At 51.3% G+C, this 18,675-nt stretch carries 14 protein-coding genes; 4 read left to right on the top strand and 10 right to left on the bottom strand.

From position 1 onward, the window contains the following. Window positions 1–39 precede the first annotated feature (39 nt). Window positions 40–927, bottom strand: a complete 888-nt coding sequence (locus DHN43_RS06675) for an NAD(P)-dependent oxidoreductase (RefSeq protein ID WP_108818129.1) — start codon at window positions 925–927, stop codon at window positions 40–42. A gap of 286 nt (window positions 928–1,213) precedes the next feature. Here DHN43_RS06675 and msrP point away from each other — a divergent pair, with 286 nt between their 5' ends. Further along, on the top strand, window positions 1,214–2,188 hold the full coding sequence (msrP, locus tag DHN43_RS06680; protein ID WP_108818130.1) for a protein-methionine-sulfoxide reductase catalytic subunit MsrP: 975 nt from the start codon (window positions 1,214–1,216) through the stop codon (window positions 2,186–2,188). Window positions 2,189–3,512: 1,324 nt separating this feature from the next. Here msrP and DHN43_RS06685 read toward each other — a convergent pair. The 3 genes from DHN43_RS06685 to DHN43_RS06695 all read right to left on the bottom strand — a co-directional run bounded on the left by DHN43_RS06685 (window position 3,513) and on the right by DHN43_RS06695 (window position 6,437). After that, a complete protein-coding gene (locus tag DHN43_RS06685; protein WP_057461129.1) occupies window positions 3,513–4,424 on the bottom strand; it encodes a LysR family transcriptional regulator in 912 nt (303 codons plus the stop codon). A 27-nt stretch (window positions 4,425–4,451) separates the two neighbouring features. Continuing rightward, window positions 4,452–5,414, bottom strand: coding sequence for a thioredoxin-disulfide reductase (gene trxB, locus DHN43_RS06690; RefSeq protein WP_108818131.1), 963 nt, complete (start codon window positions 5,412–5,414; stop codon window positions 4,452–4,454). Between the two features lie 63 nt (window positions 5,415–5,477). Further along, complete coding sequence (locus DHN43_RS06695) at window positions 5,478–6,437, bottom strand: mitochondrial fission ELM1 family protein (RefSeq protein ID WP_063302589.1); 960 nt, start codon at window positions 6,435–6,437, stop codon at window positions 5,478–5,480. Between the two features lie 161 nt (window positions 6,438–6,598). On the opposite strand from DHN43_RS06695, the gene DHN43_RS06700 reads away from it, so the two are divergent. Continuing rightward, complete coding sequence (locus DHN43_RS06700) at window positions 6,599–7,081, top strand: Lrp/AsnC family transcriptional regulator (RefSeq protein ID WP_057461126.1); 483 nt, start codon at window positions 6,599–6,601, stop codon at window positions 7,079–7,081. A gap of 66 nt (window positions 7,082–7,147) precedes the next feature. Here the strand turns inward: DHN43_RS06700 and DHN43_RS06705 are convergent, their stop codons facing one another. The 5 genes from DHN43_RS06705 to DHN43_RS06725 form a co-directional block, all read right to left on the bottom strand. Continuing rightward, window positions 7,148–8,482 (bottom strand): hypothetical protein, encoded by a 1,335-nt coding sequence (locus tag DHN43_RS06705; RefSeq protein WP_108818132.1) that lies wholly within the window; start codon window positions 8,480–8,482, stop codon window positions 7,148–7,150. A 144-nt stretch (window positions 8,483–8,626) separates the two neighbouring features. Then, complete coding sequence (locus DHN43_RS06710; RefSeq protein ID WP_063302587.1) at window positions 8,627–9,967, bottom strand: globin-coupled sensor protein; 1,341 nt, start codon at window positions 9,965–9,967, stop codon at window positions 8,627–8,629. Window positions 9,968–10,356: 389 nt separating this feature from the next. Continuing rightward, complete coding sequence (greA, locus tag DHN43_RS06715; RefSeq protein WP_057461124.1) at window positions 10,357–10,830, bottom strand: transcription elongation factor GreA; 474 nt, start codon at window positions 10,828–10,830, stop codon at window positions 10,357–10,359. 95 nt (window positions 10,831–10,925) lie between these two features. Beyond that, window positions 10,926–14,288: a carbamoyl-phosphate synthase large subunit gene (gene carB, locus DHN43_RS06720; RefSeq protein WP_108818133.1), complete on the bottom strand. Its 3,363-nt coding sequence runs from the start codon at window positions 14,286–14,288 to the stop codon at window positions 10,926–10,928. A 179-nt stretch (window positions 14,289–14,467) separates the two neighbouring features. Next, entirely contained in the window at window positions 14,468–14,701 is a 234-nt protein-coding gene (locus DHN43_RS06725; RefSeq protein WP_057461122.1) for a helix-turn-helix domain-containing protein, read from the bottom strand. A 1,284-nt stretch (window positions 14,702–15,985) separates the two neighbouring features. On the opposite strand from DHN43_RS06725, the gene DHN43_RS06730 reads away from it, so the two are divergent. Then, window positions 15,986–16,435 (top strand): MerR family transcriptional regulator, encoded by a 450-nt coding sequence (locus tag DHN43_RS06730; RefSeq protein ID WP_208860172.1) that lies wholly within the window; start codon window positions 15,986–15,988, stop codon window positions 16,433–16,435. Window positions 16,436–16,612: 177 nt separating this feature from the next. Here DHN43_RS06730 and carA read toward each other — a convergent pair whose 3' ends face one another. Continuing rightward, window positions 16,613–17,803: a glutamine-hydrolyzing carbamoyl-phosphate synthase small subunit gene (gene carA / locus DHN43_RS06735; protein WP_108818134.1), complete on the bottom strand. Its 1,191-nt coding sequence runs from the start codon at window positions 17,801–17,803 to the stop codon at window positions 16,613–16,615. 67 nt (window positions 17,804–17,870) lie between these two features. Here carA and DHN43_RS06740 point away from each other — a divergent pair, with 67 nt between their 5' ends. After that, window positions 17,871–18,515 carry a GatB/YqeY domain-containing protein gene (locus tag DHN43_RS06740; protein WP_306418668.1) on the top strand — a complete coding sequence of 215 codons (645 nt, stop codon included), beginning with the start codon at window positions 17,871–17,873 and terminating at the stop codon, window positions 18,513–18,515. Window positions 18,516–18,675 lie beyond the last annotated feature (160 nt).

Below are 18,675 nucleotides of genomic sequence, written 5' to 3' on the forward strand. Positions count from 1 at the left end.
CAATGCTCCGGGTTTTTCTGTGCTCCTGCGATATTGTCATCAAGGCTTAATAGGTGGCAGGGATGCTGTTTGGGCCATGAGGCGGGCGAGGATGGACCAGTCTTCGTCTGCATATCCAGCTGCGATTGCGGTGCGGAGTTGGTTGGCGACGACATCTGCTGTGGGAAGCGGTACTTTGAGATCCTGAGCTGTTTGTTGCGCCAGGTTGACGTCCTTCAGGCCCAACGAGGTTTTGAAGCCGGGAGAGGGGTTTTGCTCGCGGGCGATGAGTGGAGCGTACGCTTGATAGACGGGAGCGCTGAACAGTGTTTCTGTTATGAGTGTGAGGAAGGTTTCCGGATCTATGCCCGCCTTTCTTGTCAGGGTGAAGCTTTCGGCCAATGCTTCCACCGCCGCCGCTATCATGAAGTTCATGCCCAGTTTGGTGACTGCAGCTTGGCGCGGTGTTGGGCCCATCCAGAATTGCCGCATGGATATGGCTTCCAGAACAGAGCGGGCTTCATCCATTGTGCTGCGTTCGCCTGCTGCGACGGCGACCAGTTGCCCTTCCGCGGCTTTGTCTGGCCGACCGAGGACTGGCACACACAGAAATCTGACATTAGCGCGCTCATGGGCGGCTGTGAGGCGGTCTACCATTGGTGGGCTGATGGTGCTGTGGGAGATGGAGATGCTGTTTTCTCTCAGTGGCAGTGCCAGAGTGTCTCCGGCGAGATAGACGGCCTCAACAGCTGCATCATTTGACAGCATTGAGCAAACGATATCGCAGTTTGCAAAGTCTTGCAGGGATGTGGCTTGTTGCGCTCCCTCTGCGACAAGGCTGGCGGCTTTTTCCGGAGAACGGTTGTAGACCTTCAGAGCGTGTTCTTTGTTGATGCGCTGGGCCATTCCAAGGCCCATGGTGCCCAGGCCGATAAATCCGATTGTCATGGTGCCGTTCCTTTGCCCTGTCTGACATACGCTGCGCGTTTCAGAATAAGCTGGAGGCGTGTTTGAAAGGGTGTCTTGAACCCGCTGAATTTAAAGAAATCTAATCTGATTGGATGTTGATGGCGGCTTTGAACCGAGTGGTCTGACAGTTCTTCCTGTGCCCGCCTCGCGTGATCACGAAAAGGATCACGGGGGGTTTACTTGAAGTTTAAGGGGTTTCGCCGCTAAGTCATAGGCCAATATTGGTAGACATTACCGTAACCCTTACCTGCTTGGAGATGGCAGCATGAACATTATTCATAGGCCTGAATGGATTATTCCGGAAAGAGAAGCGACACCTGAGGATGTGTTCTTCAACCGGCGCAGGTTTATGAAGGGCTTGGGCGCTGTTGGCCTTGGTCTGGCAGCTGGTGGTACTGGTCTGGTGAGCAGTGTGTTTGCACAGGATGGCAAGGACCCAACCCTTGATCTCTACCCAGCTGAGCGGAACCCTGATTTCACCCTGAAACGGGCAATTACGCCTGAGAGCGTGACATCCGTTTACAATAACTTCTATGAGTTTGGCTCACATAAACGGATTTCCGGTGCTGCGCAGGCGTTGAAGACACGTCCGTGGGCGATCACCATTGATGGTATGGTTGATAATCCGCAGACCATCGATTTTGATGATCTGGTGCGCAAGATGCCTTTGCAGGAGCGCCTTTATCGCCACCGCTGTGTTGAAGCGTGGGCGATGGCTGTGCCGTGGACTGGTTTCCAGCTATCCGAGCTGGTGAAGTACGCTGGTCCGCAGAATGGTGCCAAGTATATCCGTTTTGAGACCTTTGAAGATTCCGACGTGGCCAGCGGCCAGCGTCAGTTCTGGTATCCGTGGCCTTACGTTGAAGGCTTGACCATGGATGAGGCTATGAACGAACTGGCGTTTGTTGCGACGGGCATCTATGGCAAGCCGTTGCAGAAGCAGTATGGCGCGCCGATCCGCTTGGTGATGCCATGGAAGTACGGCTTCAAGTCCATCAAATCCATCGTGAAGATCACCTTTACTGATCAACGTCCGGTCAGCTTCTGGGAGAAGATTGGCCCGAGCGAGTACGGTTTCTGGGCGAATGTGAACCCTGAAGTGCCGCATGCTCGCTGGTCGCAGGCTTCTGAGCGTTTGCTGGGTACGGATGAGCGCGTGCCAACACAGCTTTACAATGGCTATGCGGAGCAGGTGGCGCACCTTTATAAGGATCTGGAAGGGCAGAACCTTTATCGGTAAACGTTTGCTGATAAGCTTTTAAAAGGCCTGAGTGGTTTGGTTGCGAATGAGCGACAAAGCCACTCGGGCTTTTTTGTGCGCGTTGTGATGTGGCGTTGGGTTTGGCGAATTAGCTTATTCACTCAATGAGTTTTTAGAGCTGTAGGATTAGGCAGGATTGAACTGGAAGGATAACCTGCCGGTTGTTGTGGATAACTAAAAAGCGGCTTGTCCTCGTTAAAAGAGGAATCGAAGTGTGCCGCTGTTATTCTGCCGGAATGTGCAAAGTGATTTGACTGCCGAGCCGTTCCGCTCTGTCAGCTTCGCTTATGGCGTGGGAGATTTCGCCATAGATTGCGAAAAGTGCGCAGGCAACCAGAGTGTAAAATGCTTTTCTCAGGTCATTCACATCCATTACCTCGGATATTTGCCAATAGGTATGATTCGATAAGTAAAGGATGCAAGCTGATTTGTAATTTCGCTGATTAGGGGTGGTGAAATTTGACTGTTTGAAGATTTACCTAGGAAAAATATAGTTAATTTGAGTAAGAGTTGCAGAAATTACTAGTTTATGTGAGTTGGGAATACCTTGAATCTGATGGGTTTTCCCAAGGTGGTGCTGCGCAATAGCCTGATGAATCCGCATGTCTCTGCGTGTATCTGGGATAGTTGATTTTTTAGTGTGCTCAAGAAGTAAGCGACCCTAGGTCTGTTTTTAGGCAGGGCGATTTTGAGCATGTCATGCGTGTTTGTCAGCGGCTGTAACTGCTCAGCAAAAGACCTTTCAAAACAGCTTTATAGCGCGTCAGATGAGCTGCTGGCCTTGTGTGCTGCGAGGTGCTTGGAGAGGTTTGCTGACTAAAAGACTTAGGGAGACCCTTGGTCATCTTTGGCATTTGGCAAAAAAAAACCGGACCATGCGGTCCGGTTTCGAAGTGATGAATGATAAAGCACCTAATGGGTGCAATCACCTTCCAGAGGGGAACAGTTGATCGGATGTTGATGTCACTGGGAGGAGAGGTGTGACAACAACTGATCAACAGCAGGTGTATATATGCAGTGCAGCGCCGAAACAGCAATCCTTAATTTTTGCATTGCAGCTATGCATTTTTAAGGGGGCTCAAAACCCTCGGAACTTCATTGCAGGATTTGACAACTATCAGAAAGATAACTCTGCGTAAGATATTGTCATTTCGGGATGAGATGGCGTGAAAAAGGCCTCACAGACGGTCTGAGAGGCCTCAAAAGAGATCTGGAATATTATTTATTTTGCAGTGCAAAACTTAGGGTTGAAACTCCTGAGCTGGCTCATCAAGCCAAATCAGTTCTTTTGCAGAGTTCCAGCCTAGTGTGTCCAACGTTCTGCATAGGAGACGAGGAAGTCTCTGAATGCGGTAACACGAGCGGTGTTTTTCAGCTCGGATGGATACACGAAGTAGGTATCAAAGCTTGGCAGCTCTTCCTGTGTGACGGACATAACGCGTTTGATGCCTGCGCCCGGCTCAACCATGTAGTCCGGCAGAATAGCGATACCGACGCCGGTCTGTACGGCTTTTTTGATGCCAGACAGGTTGTTCACGCGCAGGGAAACATCGCGGCGCTCGCCGTTTGGCAATCCGGCTGTTGCAAGCCAGTTCATCGCGCGCAGGTAGGAGGCCATATTGTCACCGATGGTGATCAGGCGGTGGTGGTCCAGATCATCGATGGTGCTTGGGCTGCCAAAGCGCTCAATATAGGTCGGTGAGGCGTAGACGTGGAAGTGCACCGTAAACAGCTTGCGCTGGATGAGGTCTGGCTGTGTTGGCTGGCGCAGGCGGATGGCGACATCTGCCTCACGCATGCCCAGATCCAGCTCATCATCCATGCAGATGAGTTCCAAACGCATATCCGGGTAAAGATCCACGAACTCGTTGACACGGGCGGTGAGCCAAGTGGAGCCGAGCCCCACTGTGGTGGTGACACGGAGCGTGCCGCTTGGCTTTTCCTTGGTGTCGGTCAGGCGGGACTGAACGGTTTCCAGTTTCAGCAGAACTTCACGGGCGGTTCTGTAAAGAAGCTCGCCTTGTTCTGTTGGAATCAGCCCGCGTGCATGACGGTGGAAGAGGGGGACACCCAGCTCTGCCTCAAGTGCACTGACCTGACGGCTGACAGCCGACTGACTCATGTTGAGAGCTTCGCCTGCGTGGGTAAAGCTTCCTGCCTGTGCTGCTGCGTGGAAAATTCGCAGCTTGTCCCAATCCAAAGAACGGCCTGGCATTTGCTTTCCCCCCATCTTCCCGGTTTCTTATTCTGCTGCTTCGGTTTCAGATTCCAAAGCTGCCAGGTAGCGTTCTGCTTCCAGTGCAGCCATGCAGCCCATTCCTGCAGCGGTCACAGCCTGACGGTACTGCTCATCAGTCACGTCGCCAGCTGCGTACACACCCGGAATGGATGTCTGAGTTGAATCAGCTTCGGTCCAAATGTAACCGGCTTCCTTCATCTTTACCTGATCTTTGACAAGGTCAACCGCTGGAGCGTGTCCAATAGCGATGAATACGCCGTGTGTGGACATTTCTGTGGTTTCACCGGTCTTACGGTTTTTCAGGCGGATGCCAGTCACAACAGCTGGGTTTTCAGTGCCGAGGATTTCATCCACTTCACTGTCCCAGACCACGTTGATCTTTTCGTTTTTGAAGAGGCGTTCCTGAAGGATCTTTTCGGAGCGCAGGGCATCACGACGGTGAACCAGCGTGACTTTTTCTGCCAGGTTCGCGAGGTAGAGCGCTTCTTCAACGGCGGTGTTGCCGCCACCAACCACAACAACTTCCTTGCCACGGTAGAAGAAACCGTCACAAGTTGCACATGCGGAGACGCCGCCAGCCTGATACTTTTCCTCTGAAGGCAGACCGAGCCATTTTGCCTGTGCACCGGTTGCGATGACGAGGGCATCTGCGGTGTAAAGGGTGCCGCTGTCGCCTTTCAGCTCAAACGGGCGCTTGGAGAGGTCTGCTTCCAAAATGGTGTCGTAATCGATCTTGGTGCCGACGTTTTCTGCCTGCTTGCGCATTTCTTCAACCAGCCAAGGACCCTGAATTGGATCGGCAAAGCCCGGGTAGTTTTCAACGTCGGTGGTGATGGTCAGCTGACCGCCAGTCTGCACACCTGTGACCAGAAGCGGTTCCAGCATAGCGCGTGCGCCGTAGATTGCGGCGGTGTAGCCAGCAGGGCCGGAGCCTACGATCAGGAGTTTGGTGTGCTTAACAGTCATTTCCTCAGAACCTCAAATTTCGTGCGCGCTTGGATAGTACCAGTGCCGTGTTAGGGAGGGGTTCTATCCGCTCGTTTGCTTTTGTTCAATCGCTTTGGATATGGCATCCGCAATATCCGGTGTTGCGTCTATCGGTTCATAAGTAGGTGCTAATATGTCTCCGGGGAAGGGATGAAGTACTCCCAAATCCTCCATTCTTGATAAAAACCTATCAAACTTTTTGTGAGTGCCTGTTGGGCGGAAGCCGTAGATAGGCTTTCCAGTGGCTGCAGCTTCGCCCACCATATTGGTGGAATCTGTTGTAACCACTGTGATTTCTGCGTTGGCCAGGTACTGGGCGATGGGGTTTTCACCTTCCCCATTCCAGAAGAGATGACCCTCTGATCTGCCCAGATCATGCAACTGCATTGCCAGCTCTCTTGGGGTGCGGCGGGAGCAGGTGATCATGAGCGAATGGGTGTGCGACAGGTTTTTAAGTGCGGCGAGAAGCGTGTTGATATTGTCGGGCGTAAAGGTGTGATGCTGGGAATTGCCGCCAATCAGGACAGCTGCTTTGGGCTTTGGCAGCGCTGCGATTGCCTCAAGTGGGTTGTCGCGCGCGTCCTGCAGCTTTTGCGCTGAGAAACGGTGAGGTGACGTAAGTGTTGTTACTATGTTTTTCCCAGAAATTCCGTCATGTTCCGGCGCCCAGACAAAATCAGCAAATTTGCTGTTGATCTTTGGGTCCTTGAGGAAAACAGTAAAGGTCTGGCCCTTGGAAAGCCGCTTTAGTGCGCGTAAGTAGGGCACCGCTCTGCGCCCGGATGCAATCGCGACCGCGGGATATGGGGGTGCAAGCGGGCTTTCTGGTTTGTGTGGTGCGTCTTTGGGATCGATTGGTCCCCAAGGCATTGCGTAGGTAAAAAGCTTGCGGGGGGCAACTAATCGAATTTCGTAGGGCAGTCCCAAAGCGTCGGCTACACCGATGCATTGCGCTACGTCTCCGATCTTGCCATCTGTTAAAACCCACAGGTTTTGCGACATTTTGTTCCCCCAGCTTTCGGGAAGTGTCTGCAAAATGCTATTTGTTGATATAGTCTGTCGCAAATAAGCAATAAACTAGCATTTCGCCTAACTTCGTGTTTTAGGCAGTGTTGTAAAACAGGTTAACTGTTAATCCAATAGGACAAGCAAAGGAGACGAGCTTGAAAGCGCGTCTGGATTCGATCGACTGGCAAATTTTGAAGGAGCTGCAGGGAGACGGCCGCATTACCAATGTGGAGCTGGCTCGTCGTGTAGGAATTTCTGCGCCCCCATGTTTGCGCAGGGTTCGAGCCCTGGAAGAAGCAGGACTCATTCGCGGCTACCGTACGCTACTTGATGAGAAACAACTGGGATATGAAGTCACCGCCTTTGTCATGGTTGGATTGCATAACCAAACAGAGAATGACCTCGTCTCATTTGAAGCGCAAGTCAAGGAATGGCCGTTGGTTCGGGAGAGCTACATGGTGTCAGGTGAAGTTGATTTCATCATGCGCTGTACGGCTAAAGATCTGGAAACCTTCCAGAACTTCATTATTCGCGATGTGACTTCCACAAAGAATGTGGATCACGTTCGCACTGCACTGACCATCCGCCGTATCAAGGATGAGCCGAACGTGCCGATTGATAAGCCTGAGTATTTCTAACGGGGCTTATCCGGGAGAAACTTTTTAAACGGCCTTCGCGTAGGAAGGCCGTTTTTTTATGCGTGGTTACATCCACTTACCGACTGTGATTGTAACTGTGCCTGACTTTATGTTTTCGTTCGTTTTCGAGGGAACTTCAGGGCCGTCATAGGGGCCGACCGGATTTTCATCCATGCTGAAGCCATAGGCTGCCTGATTGAGCATGAGGGATGGTTTGCCGGAAAGGCGTGAGTCGTTTCCATCACTGTCGCTGTAGTGCAAGAACTTTGAGTAATAGTGGCATGTCTTGCCTGCCTCGTACCACTTGCTCCAATCGTTCCATTTTGAGGTGCTAAAGGCTGCCTGCGCGCTTTCTGTCGTTTCGGTGGTCAATACGCCGTCTAGTGCTACACCGCGGCACAGCGCTTCCCAGATGCTGTCCTGGAGCAGGCCTGCATCTCCTGCAGCTCCCGCCGGAGTTAAACCAACGCCAAAGGATTGCTGGAAGACATATTGGCTGCTCGTCAGACCGCTTTCCGGCTTGTAGAAGTGGAAAGTGCCAGCTGGGCCTGTCAGCGTATAGACTTGGGTTTGCTCGGTTGAACCAGATTGTGTCTGTGTGGTGCAGCCTCCTTCATACAAACGAGGAACCGCTTTTGAACCGAGATTGATGCTCAAGACGTTTCCCGGCGAAAAGAAGCGGCTGAGGGTGTCATCCCAATAGGTCGCCAGGGGATCATCTGTTGTTTTCTGGTAGTTGCCGGATTTTGAGGCGAGCCAGTCGTTGGGATCACATATGGCGAAGAACTGATTGTCCACGAGGGGCGGTTGGAACCCGCCTTTTGTGAGCGGTGTGGAGTAGAGCAGGGGGAGGAAGTGAGCGGCGGCTGGATCAGCCTTTGCTTCGTTCCTCATGAACTTTGTGAAGGCCTCGGCAATCTGAGCCCGTGTCACATCTTTGCGCATGCCATATTGCGGGCCGTCCGAGCCTTCAACATCAAAACGTAGGTTGAGACCAAAACCGCTCACCGCGGACAGGTTCAGCTGAGCATCCAGACCAAACTCGAAAACGTCAAACGGGCCGGGAGCCTCTACGCCCGGTGTGTTGGCATAAGGGTACTGAGTGTATTGAATCGGATTGTTGTTTGTGACTGTGAGGTCCTGCGGCTTGTCTTTGGAGACAACAAACAGGAAGCGGTCATCACCGTTGGTTTTGTCCTCTAACACTACATCACCGATATCGGAGAGCTTTTGAAATGAAACGCTGGTTGGTGCGTTTGTCGTGCTCGGTCTTGTGAAATTGTTTCCTTCCAAGACCTTGAAGTGTTTCTGTGACCCTCCGTTGATCCAGCCTGCGACCCAGACATGTGCTGTGGTGTCGGGCAGGCCGCTTTCATCAACCAGTTTGAATTTGATGGACATGACGTTCCCTTTTTTTGTTTTTCTTCTTGGTGTTAGAGGGACGTGTCTTGGTTGACTTTGTGAGCTGCTGCTCTGGACTGCAAATACAAAAACGGCCCTCACGTGGAAGGCCGTTCTGGTGTTCTTGAATTGTCGCCGTGACGATTAAAGGCAGCGGATGCTTGAGAAGAAATGAGAGATTTCTTCTGAAATTGCTTCGCTCTGCTGGCTGAGCTCTGTCGCAGCGGATGTTGCTGTGGCAACAGCGCGTTTGGATTCGTCTGCAGTTGCAAGGATATTGCTCAACTCGCTTGTCACGCCCTTCGCATTTTGAGAAGCGGACTGAATGCTTGAAGAGATTTCGTTGGTTGCGATGGCCTGTTGGTCCACTGCATCAGCAATTGCTGTCGCTGTCGAACTCACCTCTTCAATCTTCTGGGAGATTGCAGAGATTTCTTCTACGCAGCGGCGTGTCTCGCTTTGGATCGCGCTGATCTTGGAGGCAATCTCGTCGGTTGCCTGACCTGTCTGGCTTGCAAGGTCTTTCACTTCGCTTGCCACCACTGCAAAGCCGCGACCTGCATCACCTGCACGGGCTGCTTCAATGGTTGCGTTGAGCGCCAGAAGGTTGGTCTGCTCTGCGATTGCACTGATGAGCTCAGTCACAGCGCCGATCTCGTTGGTTGCTGTCTGCAAACCGAGGACAGTATCGTTGGTGCGTTCTGCATCTTTGGAAACAGTCTGTGCTGTTTCTGCAGAGCGGGTCACTTGCGAACCGATTTCGGCAACGTTTGCGGACATCTCTTCAACAGCTGCCGCACCGGAGTGAACATCAGAGGCTGTGTAGTCTGCAGACTGGCTCGCAGCTTCTGCAGCCATTTTGCTTTGCTCGGATGTTTCGCGAAGAGTGAGTGCAGAGTTTTCGACGCGATTGCCTGCTTCTGCTGTCTGCTCTATCCGCTTGGTGATTGTCCGCTCAAACGCATTGATAGCATCTTCAAGCTGGTGGGTGCGCTCATCGCGCTCCTCTGTGTAGTGACGATGGTAGGCGGAGACCGCTTGTCCCATGTCGAACATCACTGCTTTTTGAAGAGCGATCAGGCTGCGCGACAAGCGCCCTGGTGAAAAGCGCATCTTGCTGGAGAGCACTTTGGTCAGCTCTTCGAGAATAAACGTATAACCACCAATATACCAATCCGGCTCAAGGTCGGTGTACACGTGGGCGCGGCCAATCTTGTCAACGCGCTCCATATAGGTGGAATCAAAACCGCCAGTGAACAAGATCTTCCAATGGCTTGCTTGAGCTGATTTCAAGCCATCAACCTTGCCGGATACTTTTTTCTTCAGTTCCGGATCACGCTGAACGTGGTTGTAAAAATCGCTCAAAATCTGTGTTAAGTGGCCCTCAACACTGGGCCAGAGATCTGAAAGTGTTTGTATGGTCTGACTATCGATTTTGAAAAAACCGAGCTGGCTTTTCAGACCTGAAAATGAATTGGTGGTCATGGCAGCAAATTTCCCGTCAATTTGTCGAGATCATTTGCATTTACAAGGGTTAACAGTAGGTAGATTTATCCATGCAAAATGTCGAATATATACCTATAATTGTGTTGGCAAGCGCAGATTGTGATTGGATATGAGCTTTTTAGGCAGGGATACGTGCCAGATTGTCGCAGGGTATTGTTGCTTTTTCAGATTTTTGAAGTAAATCCGTTAACTTATCGAAGAACCGATTATTTGCTCTGTAATTAGTGGATAACTCGTGTGGATTGCATAAAAAATGCCGCTCAGAGCGGCACTTTCATTTCTTGAAATCATAAGATTCTGAAAATTCAGCAAGGATTATCTCAGTTCATGAGAGGTCCTGAAATGCTGAATTCAGCTCTACAATTTACTTAACCGAATTGGACTTCAGTAATCTCGTAACCGCGTGCGCCACCTGGAGCAGTCACTTCGACGCTGTCACCAACAGACTTGCCGATGAGTGCGCGTGCAATAGGAGAGGAGATAGAAATACGTCCACGTTTTACGTCAGCTTCAACATCGCCAACGATCATGTATTTCTTTTCTTCCTCGGTATCTTCGTCAATGAGAGATACGGTTGCACCGAATTTGACAGTATCGCCGCTGAGTTTGGTCAGATCGATGATTTCTGCAAGTCCCAGAAGGGCTTCCAGTTCGTTGATCCGGCCTTCGTTCAGGCTCTGCTGTTCCTTCGCTGCGTGGTATTCCGCATTCTCTGAAAGATCACCGTGAGCACGTGCTTCGGAAATGGCTGCGATAATGCGCGGGCGTTCTCCGGTCGTGCGATGCTTAAGCTCTTCTGTGAGCATCACATAACCTTCCGGCGTCATAGGTACCTTTTCCATGGCTCGTACACCTTTCTTACGTTGTGGTGGTGTGGCCCATCACACTAAAAAACTGACCGGGCTGAGAAGCCTCAACCCGGACCTGTTAAACTATACTAGCAGAAGTAAGATTGTAGGGACCTTACTTCAAGCGTTTTCGCTCGGAAAGCTTCGATGCCTTGAGCTGCTGCTACGGCTCCTGCCACAGTTGTGTAGTAAGGAACCTTGTTCATCAGCGCAGCTTGACGAAGTGACCGACTGTCGGAAAGTGCTTGTGCGCCTTCGGTTGTATTGAAGACGAGCTGAACTTCTCCGTTCTTGATAGCATCAACGATATGAGGACGCCCTTCAAGCACCTTATTGACCTTTGCGCACGGGATGCCTTGGTTTTCCAAGTATCTTTGCGTGCCTTCGGTGGATATAATGGAAAACCCTGATGCTACAAGTTTTTTAGCTGCTTCAAGAATTTTCGGCTTATCTGCATCCTTCAATGAGATGAAGACTGTTCCACCTGCCGGAATAACGGTGCCTCCGCCGAGCTGTGACTTGGCGAATGCGAAGGAGAAGTCTGTGTCCAGACCCATGACTTCACCGGTAGAGCGCATCTCAGGACCGAGAACCGTATCAACGCCCGGGAAGCGAGCAAACGGGAAGACCGCTTCCTTCACTGCGACATGATCCAGCTTTTTCGGCTTGAGGTCGAAGTTTGACAGTTTCTCGCCTGCCATGACGCGGGCTGCGATTTTCGCAATCGGCACGCCAATGGTTTTTGCTACGAACGGTACTGTTCTTGATGCACGCGGGTTCACTTCCAGAACGTAGATCTCTCCGTCCTTGATTGCGAACTGAACGTTCATGAGGCCAACAACGTTGAGTTCCAGAGCGAGTTTGCGGCCTTGCTCTTCCAGTCTGGCAAGTGTTTCATCATCCAGCGTGTAGGCTGGCAAGGAACATGCGCTGTCGCCGGAATGGATGCCGGCTTCTTCGATGTGTTCCATGATGCCACAGATGAAGACGTCTTCGCCATCACACAGAGCGTCCACATCCACTTCGATTGCGCCGTCGAGATAACGGTCAAACAGAAGCGGGTTGGTGCCGAGCAGGGTGTTGATCTGGCCGGTTTTATCGTTCGGGTACTTGGCGCGCACATCATGTGGAACCAGCTCTGGCAGTGTGCCAAGCAGGTAGTTGTTGAGCGCTTCCTCGTCGCGAATGATCTGCATTGCGCGGCCACCCAGCACGTAGGATGGGCGAACAACAAGCGGCAGGCCAAGCTGGTTGGCAATGAGGCGGCCCTGTTCAACAGAATAGGCGATGCCGTTTTCTGGCTGTTTCAGATCAATTCTGTGCAGCAGACGCTGGAACCGGTCACGATCTTCTGCAAGGTCAATCATGTCTGGTGACGTGCCGAGGATTGGAATGCCAGCTTCTACGAGCGCTTGTGCCAGTTTCAAAGGTGTCTGGCCGCCGAACTGAACGATAACACCCTTGAGTGTGCCCTTGGAGTTTTCAAGGCGGAGGATTTCCAGCACGTCTTCAGAGGTGAGAGATTCGAAGTAGAGGCGATCGGAGGTGTCGTAGTCTGTTGAGACTGTTTCCGGGTTACAGTTGATCATGATGGCCTCGAAGCCAGCATCTTTCAACGCAAACGCAGCATGACAGCAGCAGTAATCGAACTCGATGCCCTGACCAATCCGGTTTGGACCACCACCCAGAATGACAACCTTTTGCTTCTCACTTGGGTTTGCTTCGCAGGAAGGCAGACCCGGTGTTGGTGTCTCGTAGGTGGAGTACATGTAAGGCGTTGGAGACGCGAATTCTGCGGCGCAGGTATCAATGCGCTTATAAACTGGCTTCACGTCGAGCTCAGCCCGCAGAGCTGCAACTTTGTCAGCAGTCGTCTGGGTGAGAACCGCAAGACGGCTGTCTGAGAAGCCCATGGCTTTGACCATGCGCATGGCGGCTGCGTTGTCTGGCAGGCCGTGCTCGATGATCTTTGCTTCCATGTCCACGATTTCCTGCATCTGCTCCAGGAACCATGGATCAATTTTACAGATGTCGTGGATTTCTTTTGCAGAGGTGCCCAGACGCATGGCCTGAGCCACATTGAGCAGGCGATCTGGTGTTGGGACAGCCAGAGCTTTGCGGATCGCGGTGTAGTCTTCGCCGTGGCCAAGGCCTTCGACTTCGATTGGGTCGAGGCCTGTCAGACCTGTTTCCAGACCACGCAGAGCTTTCTGGAGGCTTTCCTTGAAGGTACGGCCAATGGCCATCACTTCGCCAACTGACTTCATTGCTGTTGTCAGGGTTGGTTCGGAGCCTGGGAACTTTTCAAACGCGAAACGCGGGATCTTGGTGACGACGTAGTCAATTGTCGGCTCAAAAGAGGCTGGTGTTGCACCACCGGTGATGTCGTTTTCCAACTCATCAAGGGTGTAACCAACAGCGAGCTTTGCCGCGATCTTGGCAATCGGGAAGCCCGTTGCTTTAGATGCCAGCGCGGAAGAGCGGGAAACGCGTGGGTTCATCTCGATCACAACGAGACGGCCATCCGCCGGGTTGACTGCGAACTGAACGTTCGACCCGCCTGTTTCAACGCCAATCTCACGCAGAACCGCAATCGAGGCGTTCCGCATGATTTGGTATTCTTTGTCGGTGAGGGTCAGGGCAGGGGCAACCGTGATGGAATCGCCTGTGTGGACGCCCATCGGGTCGATGTTTTCAATGGAGCAGATGATGATGCAGTTGTCCGCTGTGTCGCGAACCACTTCCATCTCGTATTCTTTCCAGCCGAGCAAGCTTTCGTCGATGAGCACTTGACCGTTTGGAGACGCATCGATACCGGAGCGAACAATCTGTTCGTACTCTTCACGGTTATACGCTACGCCGCCGCCTGTGCCGCCGAGCGTAAACGCAGGGCGAATGATAGCTGGCAGGCCGATGGTGTCGATCTGGCGCATGGCTTCAGCATAGCCTGCTCCGCGGTCATATCCGGTGATGGTGCCTTCATCATCAAGGATTGGCGGAGAGGATGCGATTGCGGCGCGTGGATTCTCCAGCTCGATCTTGTCCATGGCAGCGCGGAATTTTTCACGGTCTTCAGCCTTGTCGATGACGTCGGCTTTTGCACCGATCATCTCAACACCGTATTTCTTCAGCACGCCTTTGCGGTCCAGTTCCAGCGCACAGTTGAGTGCGGTCTGTCCGCCCATGGTTGGCAGGAGCGCGTCCGGCTTTTCCTTGGCGATGATCTTTTCAACGGCGTCCGTGGTGATTGGCTCGATGTAGGTTGCATCAGCCAGATCCGGATCTGTCATGATGGTCGCCGGATTTGAGTTCACCAAGATAATTCGGTAGCCCTCATCTCGCAGTGCCTTACAAGCCTGAGTTCCAGAATAATCGAACTCACAGGCTTGACCAATCACGATGGGGCCAGCCCCGATGATCATGATAGATTGGATGTCATTGCGTTTAGGCATGGTGACTCACATATGCTCGCGTTTAAGCACCAGTGCACCCGATCGGTGCTCTGGTGGTGCCCTCTTTAGGAGTATGTCGGCTGAGCGCGCGTTATAAGAAATATTCGAGTAATGATAAACCCCGACGAACGCCTATTTCCGAAATAATCCGGTTTTTTTTCTCAAGACTTAAGGGGAGTTTATTCAGCTAAAGTCGTGTTCTCTGTGGTTTTCTCACCATCAAAGTCAGCAATACCAGTGCTTAAGGCATAGCAGGCCAGCCGAACAGACTTCGGAATTTCTACCGGTTTACCGTCACGATTGCCGTTTTCATAATACTGAATCATTCGTTTTTTTAAGCCGAGGCGTTCCGCTGCCTCTTTTTGCTTATAGCCCATCGACTTGCGCCAAGCCCGAAACTGAGATGGTTTCATGATACTAACCTAATGATTCCCAGACTGAAAATTCATTGTACAGACTGATGCATAATAATCTGCATTCGTACTATTGCATATAACAGAATGTAAAAAGCGCAAAAATTGCGCCATTTACCTTGATGAGGCGCAATTAGTGCGCTTATAATTGTGGCGTTTCAGGGAAACTCCCGTAAGCCTGTGTGATTTCTTTGCATAGAACTGAGGTGGCTTTCCATTCACGCGGCTCATCAAGGAGATAATCATGTTAAACGAACTCATCCTGTATCGTGCTAATCTGAAGGGCAAAAAGATGGATGTGCATCGTCATGCGACTTTCAGATTTCAAATCAGACGGATCGTCAATGGCCTGTTGAAGGGCTAAGCGCAAGTACGTGTTTGATGGTAAATTGAGTTTACCTGCTGAAGAGGGTGTCTTTCTTCTGGCTTGCACATGCTGAAGATGATTCAATTAATGAAATTGGGTGGCCAAAATTGTGCAATGCGCACAATCTGATACTTTTGACCTAGTGAATCTTTGGGTAGTCTTGCCTTTTAATGTGTCAGATTCCACATTATCCCCTCTGTACGCGACGGCAGTTCAAAGTTTTGCAGCGCGAAAAATGAACATCCTGTTTAAAAAGTGTGCAGAGTGATCATTTGGTCAGCCAATTTTCGTTTTACTGAGAAAGAATAAAGTCAGAGCAGATCTAAAGAAGGAGAGTAGTTAGAAGTTATATTGCTCACTCTGGCTATCTCTTCGTCATGTTCACATATTATAGACAATATGTAATTGACGCTTCTATAGTATATTAACTCGGATAACGCAGGAACATCTTTGGGTATTTGCCGGAAAATGTAGAATAAATCAGCGGACTTGCAAAAGTAGGTGCCGCTATTTTTTTATAATACTTATCTAGTATAACTACTTATGATGTTAATTCTCGGATGTCCTAGTGTATACGTTGAATTTACGAAGTAAAAAATGCGATATCGGGCTATATTTTATCAGTTTCCTTGTGTAGATTATCAATTGTCCAATATGAATTATCATAGATTTCATTGAGGACTTTGAAAGTGGGGGTACTCATTCCTCACTGGGGATGCATTGAAGATTGTTCAAATGAACATCGAAAAGCTTCCGCAGTGTGAGTGGGTATCAAATGCTACTGCATAAGCTAGTACAGAAGTGGGGGAGTACAAAAGTTATTAGGGGAATTCATGGAGGCACCGGGTGGGGAGCTGAAATGATGAGCTTTTGTAACTCTTCTAAGGTTTAACATACAAACCACCGGGCAAATGGAAATGAACAGTATTCCTAGTAAGCTAGATGTCGCTGCGGATATCGCTGGACCTATTCGTGAGGACGATGGGGACGGTCAACTGCTCGCAATCTCTGAAATGTCAGAATTGTTTAGCGTCACTCTGCGTACACTACGATTCTATGAGGAGAAGGGGCTTCTTAACCCAGTACGTCGTGGAGCACGCCGCTTCTACAGAGGTCGTGATGTGAGCCGCATGCGGGTCATTTTGCAGGCCAAGAAGATCGGTCTGACGCTGGCAGAAGTTCGTCGTATTATCAAGCTCGTTGAGGGTTCCAGCCCTCGTCCTGAGCAACTTAAAGAACTTCAGGAAATTTGTGGTGCGCAGGAGCAGCTGCTTCATGAGCAGGAGCAAGCGCTTCAAGAACAGATTGCAGAAGTTCGCGGTGTGTCTCATGCACTGAGCAGCATGCTGGAAACAGAAGCAGCTTAATCGCTTCTGATAAGAGTTACGGAACCCGGCTCCCTTGGTGCCGGGTTTTTTGTTGCCTTGATGTTGCTGAGGCGGTGTTTCCTGTCACGATCTGCTTAGGGTTGGGCAAAAGAAAAGCGGGGCACTGGACCCCGCTTTTATTCATTCTGCTGTGCCGTTTTGATGAACGAACGCGCTCTAAGCGGCTGCAGGTGTCTTGTGGTTCTCAATCAGCTCAATGAAGCGAGAGAACAGGTAGTGGCTGTCTTGTGGGCCAGGAGACGCTTCCGGATGGTGCTGTACTGAGAAGACAGGTGCATCTTTTACACGCAGACCACAGTTGGTGCCGTCAAACAGGGAAACGTGTGTTTCTTCCACGTTGTCGGGTAGGCTGCCAGCACTCACAGCAAAGCCATGGTTCATGCTGGTGATTTCAACCTTGTTGGTGGTGTAATCGTGAACCGGATGGTTTGCGCCGTGATGGCCCTGATGCATCTTTGTGGTGATGCCACCAAGTGCAAGCGCGAGCATCTGGTGACCCAGACAGATACCGAAGACCGGCAGGCCAGACTTCACGAGACTACGGATGGTTGGAACCGCATATTCACCTGTTGCAGCTGGATCGCCAGGGCCGTTGGACAGGAATACTCCATCCGGCTTAAGAGCGAGGACGTCTTCAGCAGAAGTGGTTGCAGGCACCACAGTTACGCGGCATCCGGCATCTGCCAGAAGGCGGAGGATGTTACGCTTTACACCAAAATCCAGAGCAACCACGTGATGGCTTGGTTTGTTCTGGGCGCCAAACCCGTCCTCCCAATCCCAGGTGGTTTCGTTCCAGTCGTAGGTTTTCTGAGTGCTCACGGTTTTTGCAAGGTCCATGCCTTCCAGATCCGGGAGGCCGGCTGCTTCTGCTTTCAGCGCTTCCACATCAAACTCGCCATCAGCGTTATGAGCGATTACAGCGTTCTGCATGCCTTTTTCGCGGATGAGTGCTGTTAATGCGCGGGTGTCTACGCCGGTCAGTCCAACAATGCCTCGTGCCTTGAGCCATGCGTCGAAGTGGTTGCCAGAGCGATAGTTGGAAGGGGTGGTGATGTCGGTGCGCAGAATCGCGCCTCTTACGCCAGACGTGCCTTCCATATCTACAGTTTCAACATCGTCTTCGTTCGCGCCCACATTGCCAACATGGGGGAACGTGAAGGTGATGATCTGTCCTGCATAGGAAGGATCTGTGAGAATCTCTTCATACCCGGTCATTGCCGTATTGAAGCAGACTTCGCCGGACGCTGTTCCAAGAGCTCCAACGCCTCGGCCTTCAATGACTGTACCGTCTGCGAGAACGAGGAGGGCGGTAGGTTTAGGTGCTGACCACGCGTCTTGAGCTTTCATCACTTGCTTTCTTGATACGGTTGATGACAGTATGCGTCCATCTGAAACGCACCGAAGGGACTTGACTTTGGCGCGTCACAGTCGCATCAAGGCCGGGACCATAGGAGAAGGGGTTCCTCTGGTCAATATCACTCGTGTAGAAATAATAGCGCTCGAGTTACAGGAAATCAGCCCAAATCAGATGGATGAGACGTATTATCCGGGATTTGGAGAGCCTCTTTTAAAGTTTCCGCGTCAGGGTTCCTTTAGTATGTTGCGAGACAAAATAGCGAATGCGCTGAAAGCCGCGCAAGAAGACACTAACAAAAGACGTGCCGCCACGTTGCGCCTCATCACCGCTGCCATTATGGACCGGGATATGGCTGCTCGTGAGCAAGGCCGTGATGGCTTAAGCGACGAAGAGCTGATGGACCTCCTGCACACCATGCTAGTCCAGCGTGAGCAGGAAGCGGCGCATTGTGAAGCGAGCGGTAAGGTAGAACTTGCTGTGCAAGAGCGTGAAGAAGCGGAAATGATCCGTGAATTCTTGCCTTCGCAGCTCAGCGAGTACGAAATGAAGCTTGTTTGTCAAACAGTTGTCGAGTGCGTTGAAGCGCGCGGACTGCGTGATATGGGCCGCTGCATGGCCGAGCTGAAAGAGCGTTATCCGGGCCAGATGGACTTTGCGAAAGCCAGTTGCATGGTGAAGCAGATGCTGCGAGCTCCGCAGTAAGCCAACGTTTTTGGAGCACTTACAGGCCGCCGCGTCATCATGATGCGGCTTTTCTTTTTTCCTGAAGCGATAAATTGAGTTAAGCCAGCGCAAATGGGGGTTTTGCTGGCTTCTTGGGGCCTTCGCGGCTATATAATACCCAGCTCAGCTGCTTTCAGGC

The sequence above is a fragment of the Pseudovibrio sp. Alg231-02 genome, assembly GCF_900143565.1.
In the GTDB taxonomy this organism is placed as follows: Bacteria; Pseudomonadota; Alphaproteobacteria; order Rhizobiales; family Stappiaceae; genus Pseudovibrio.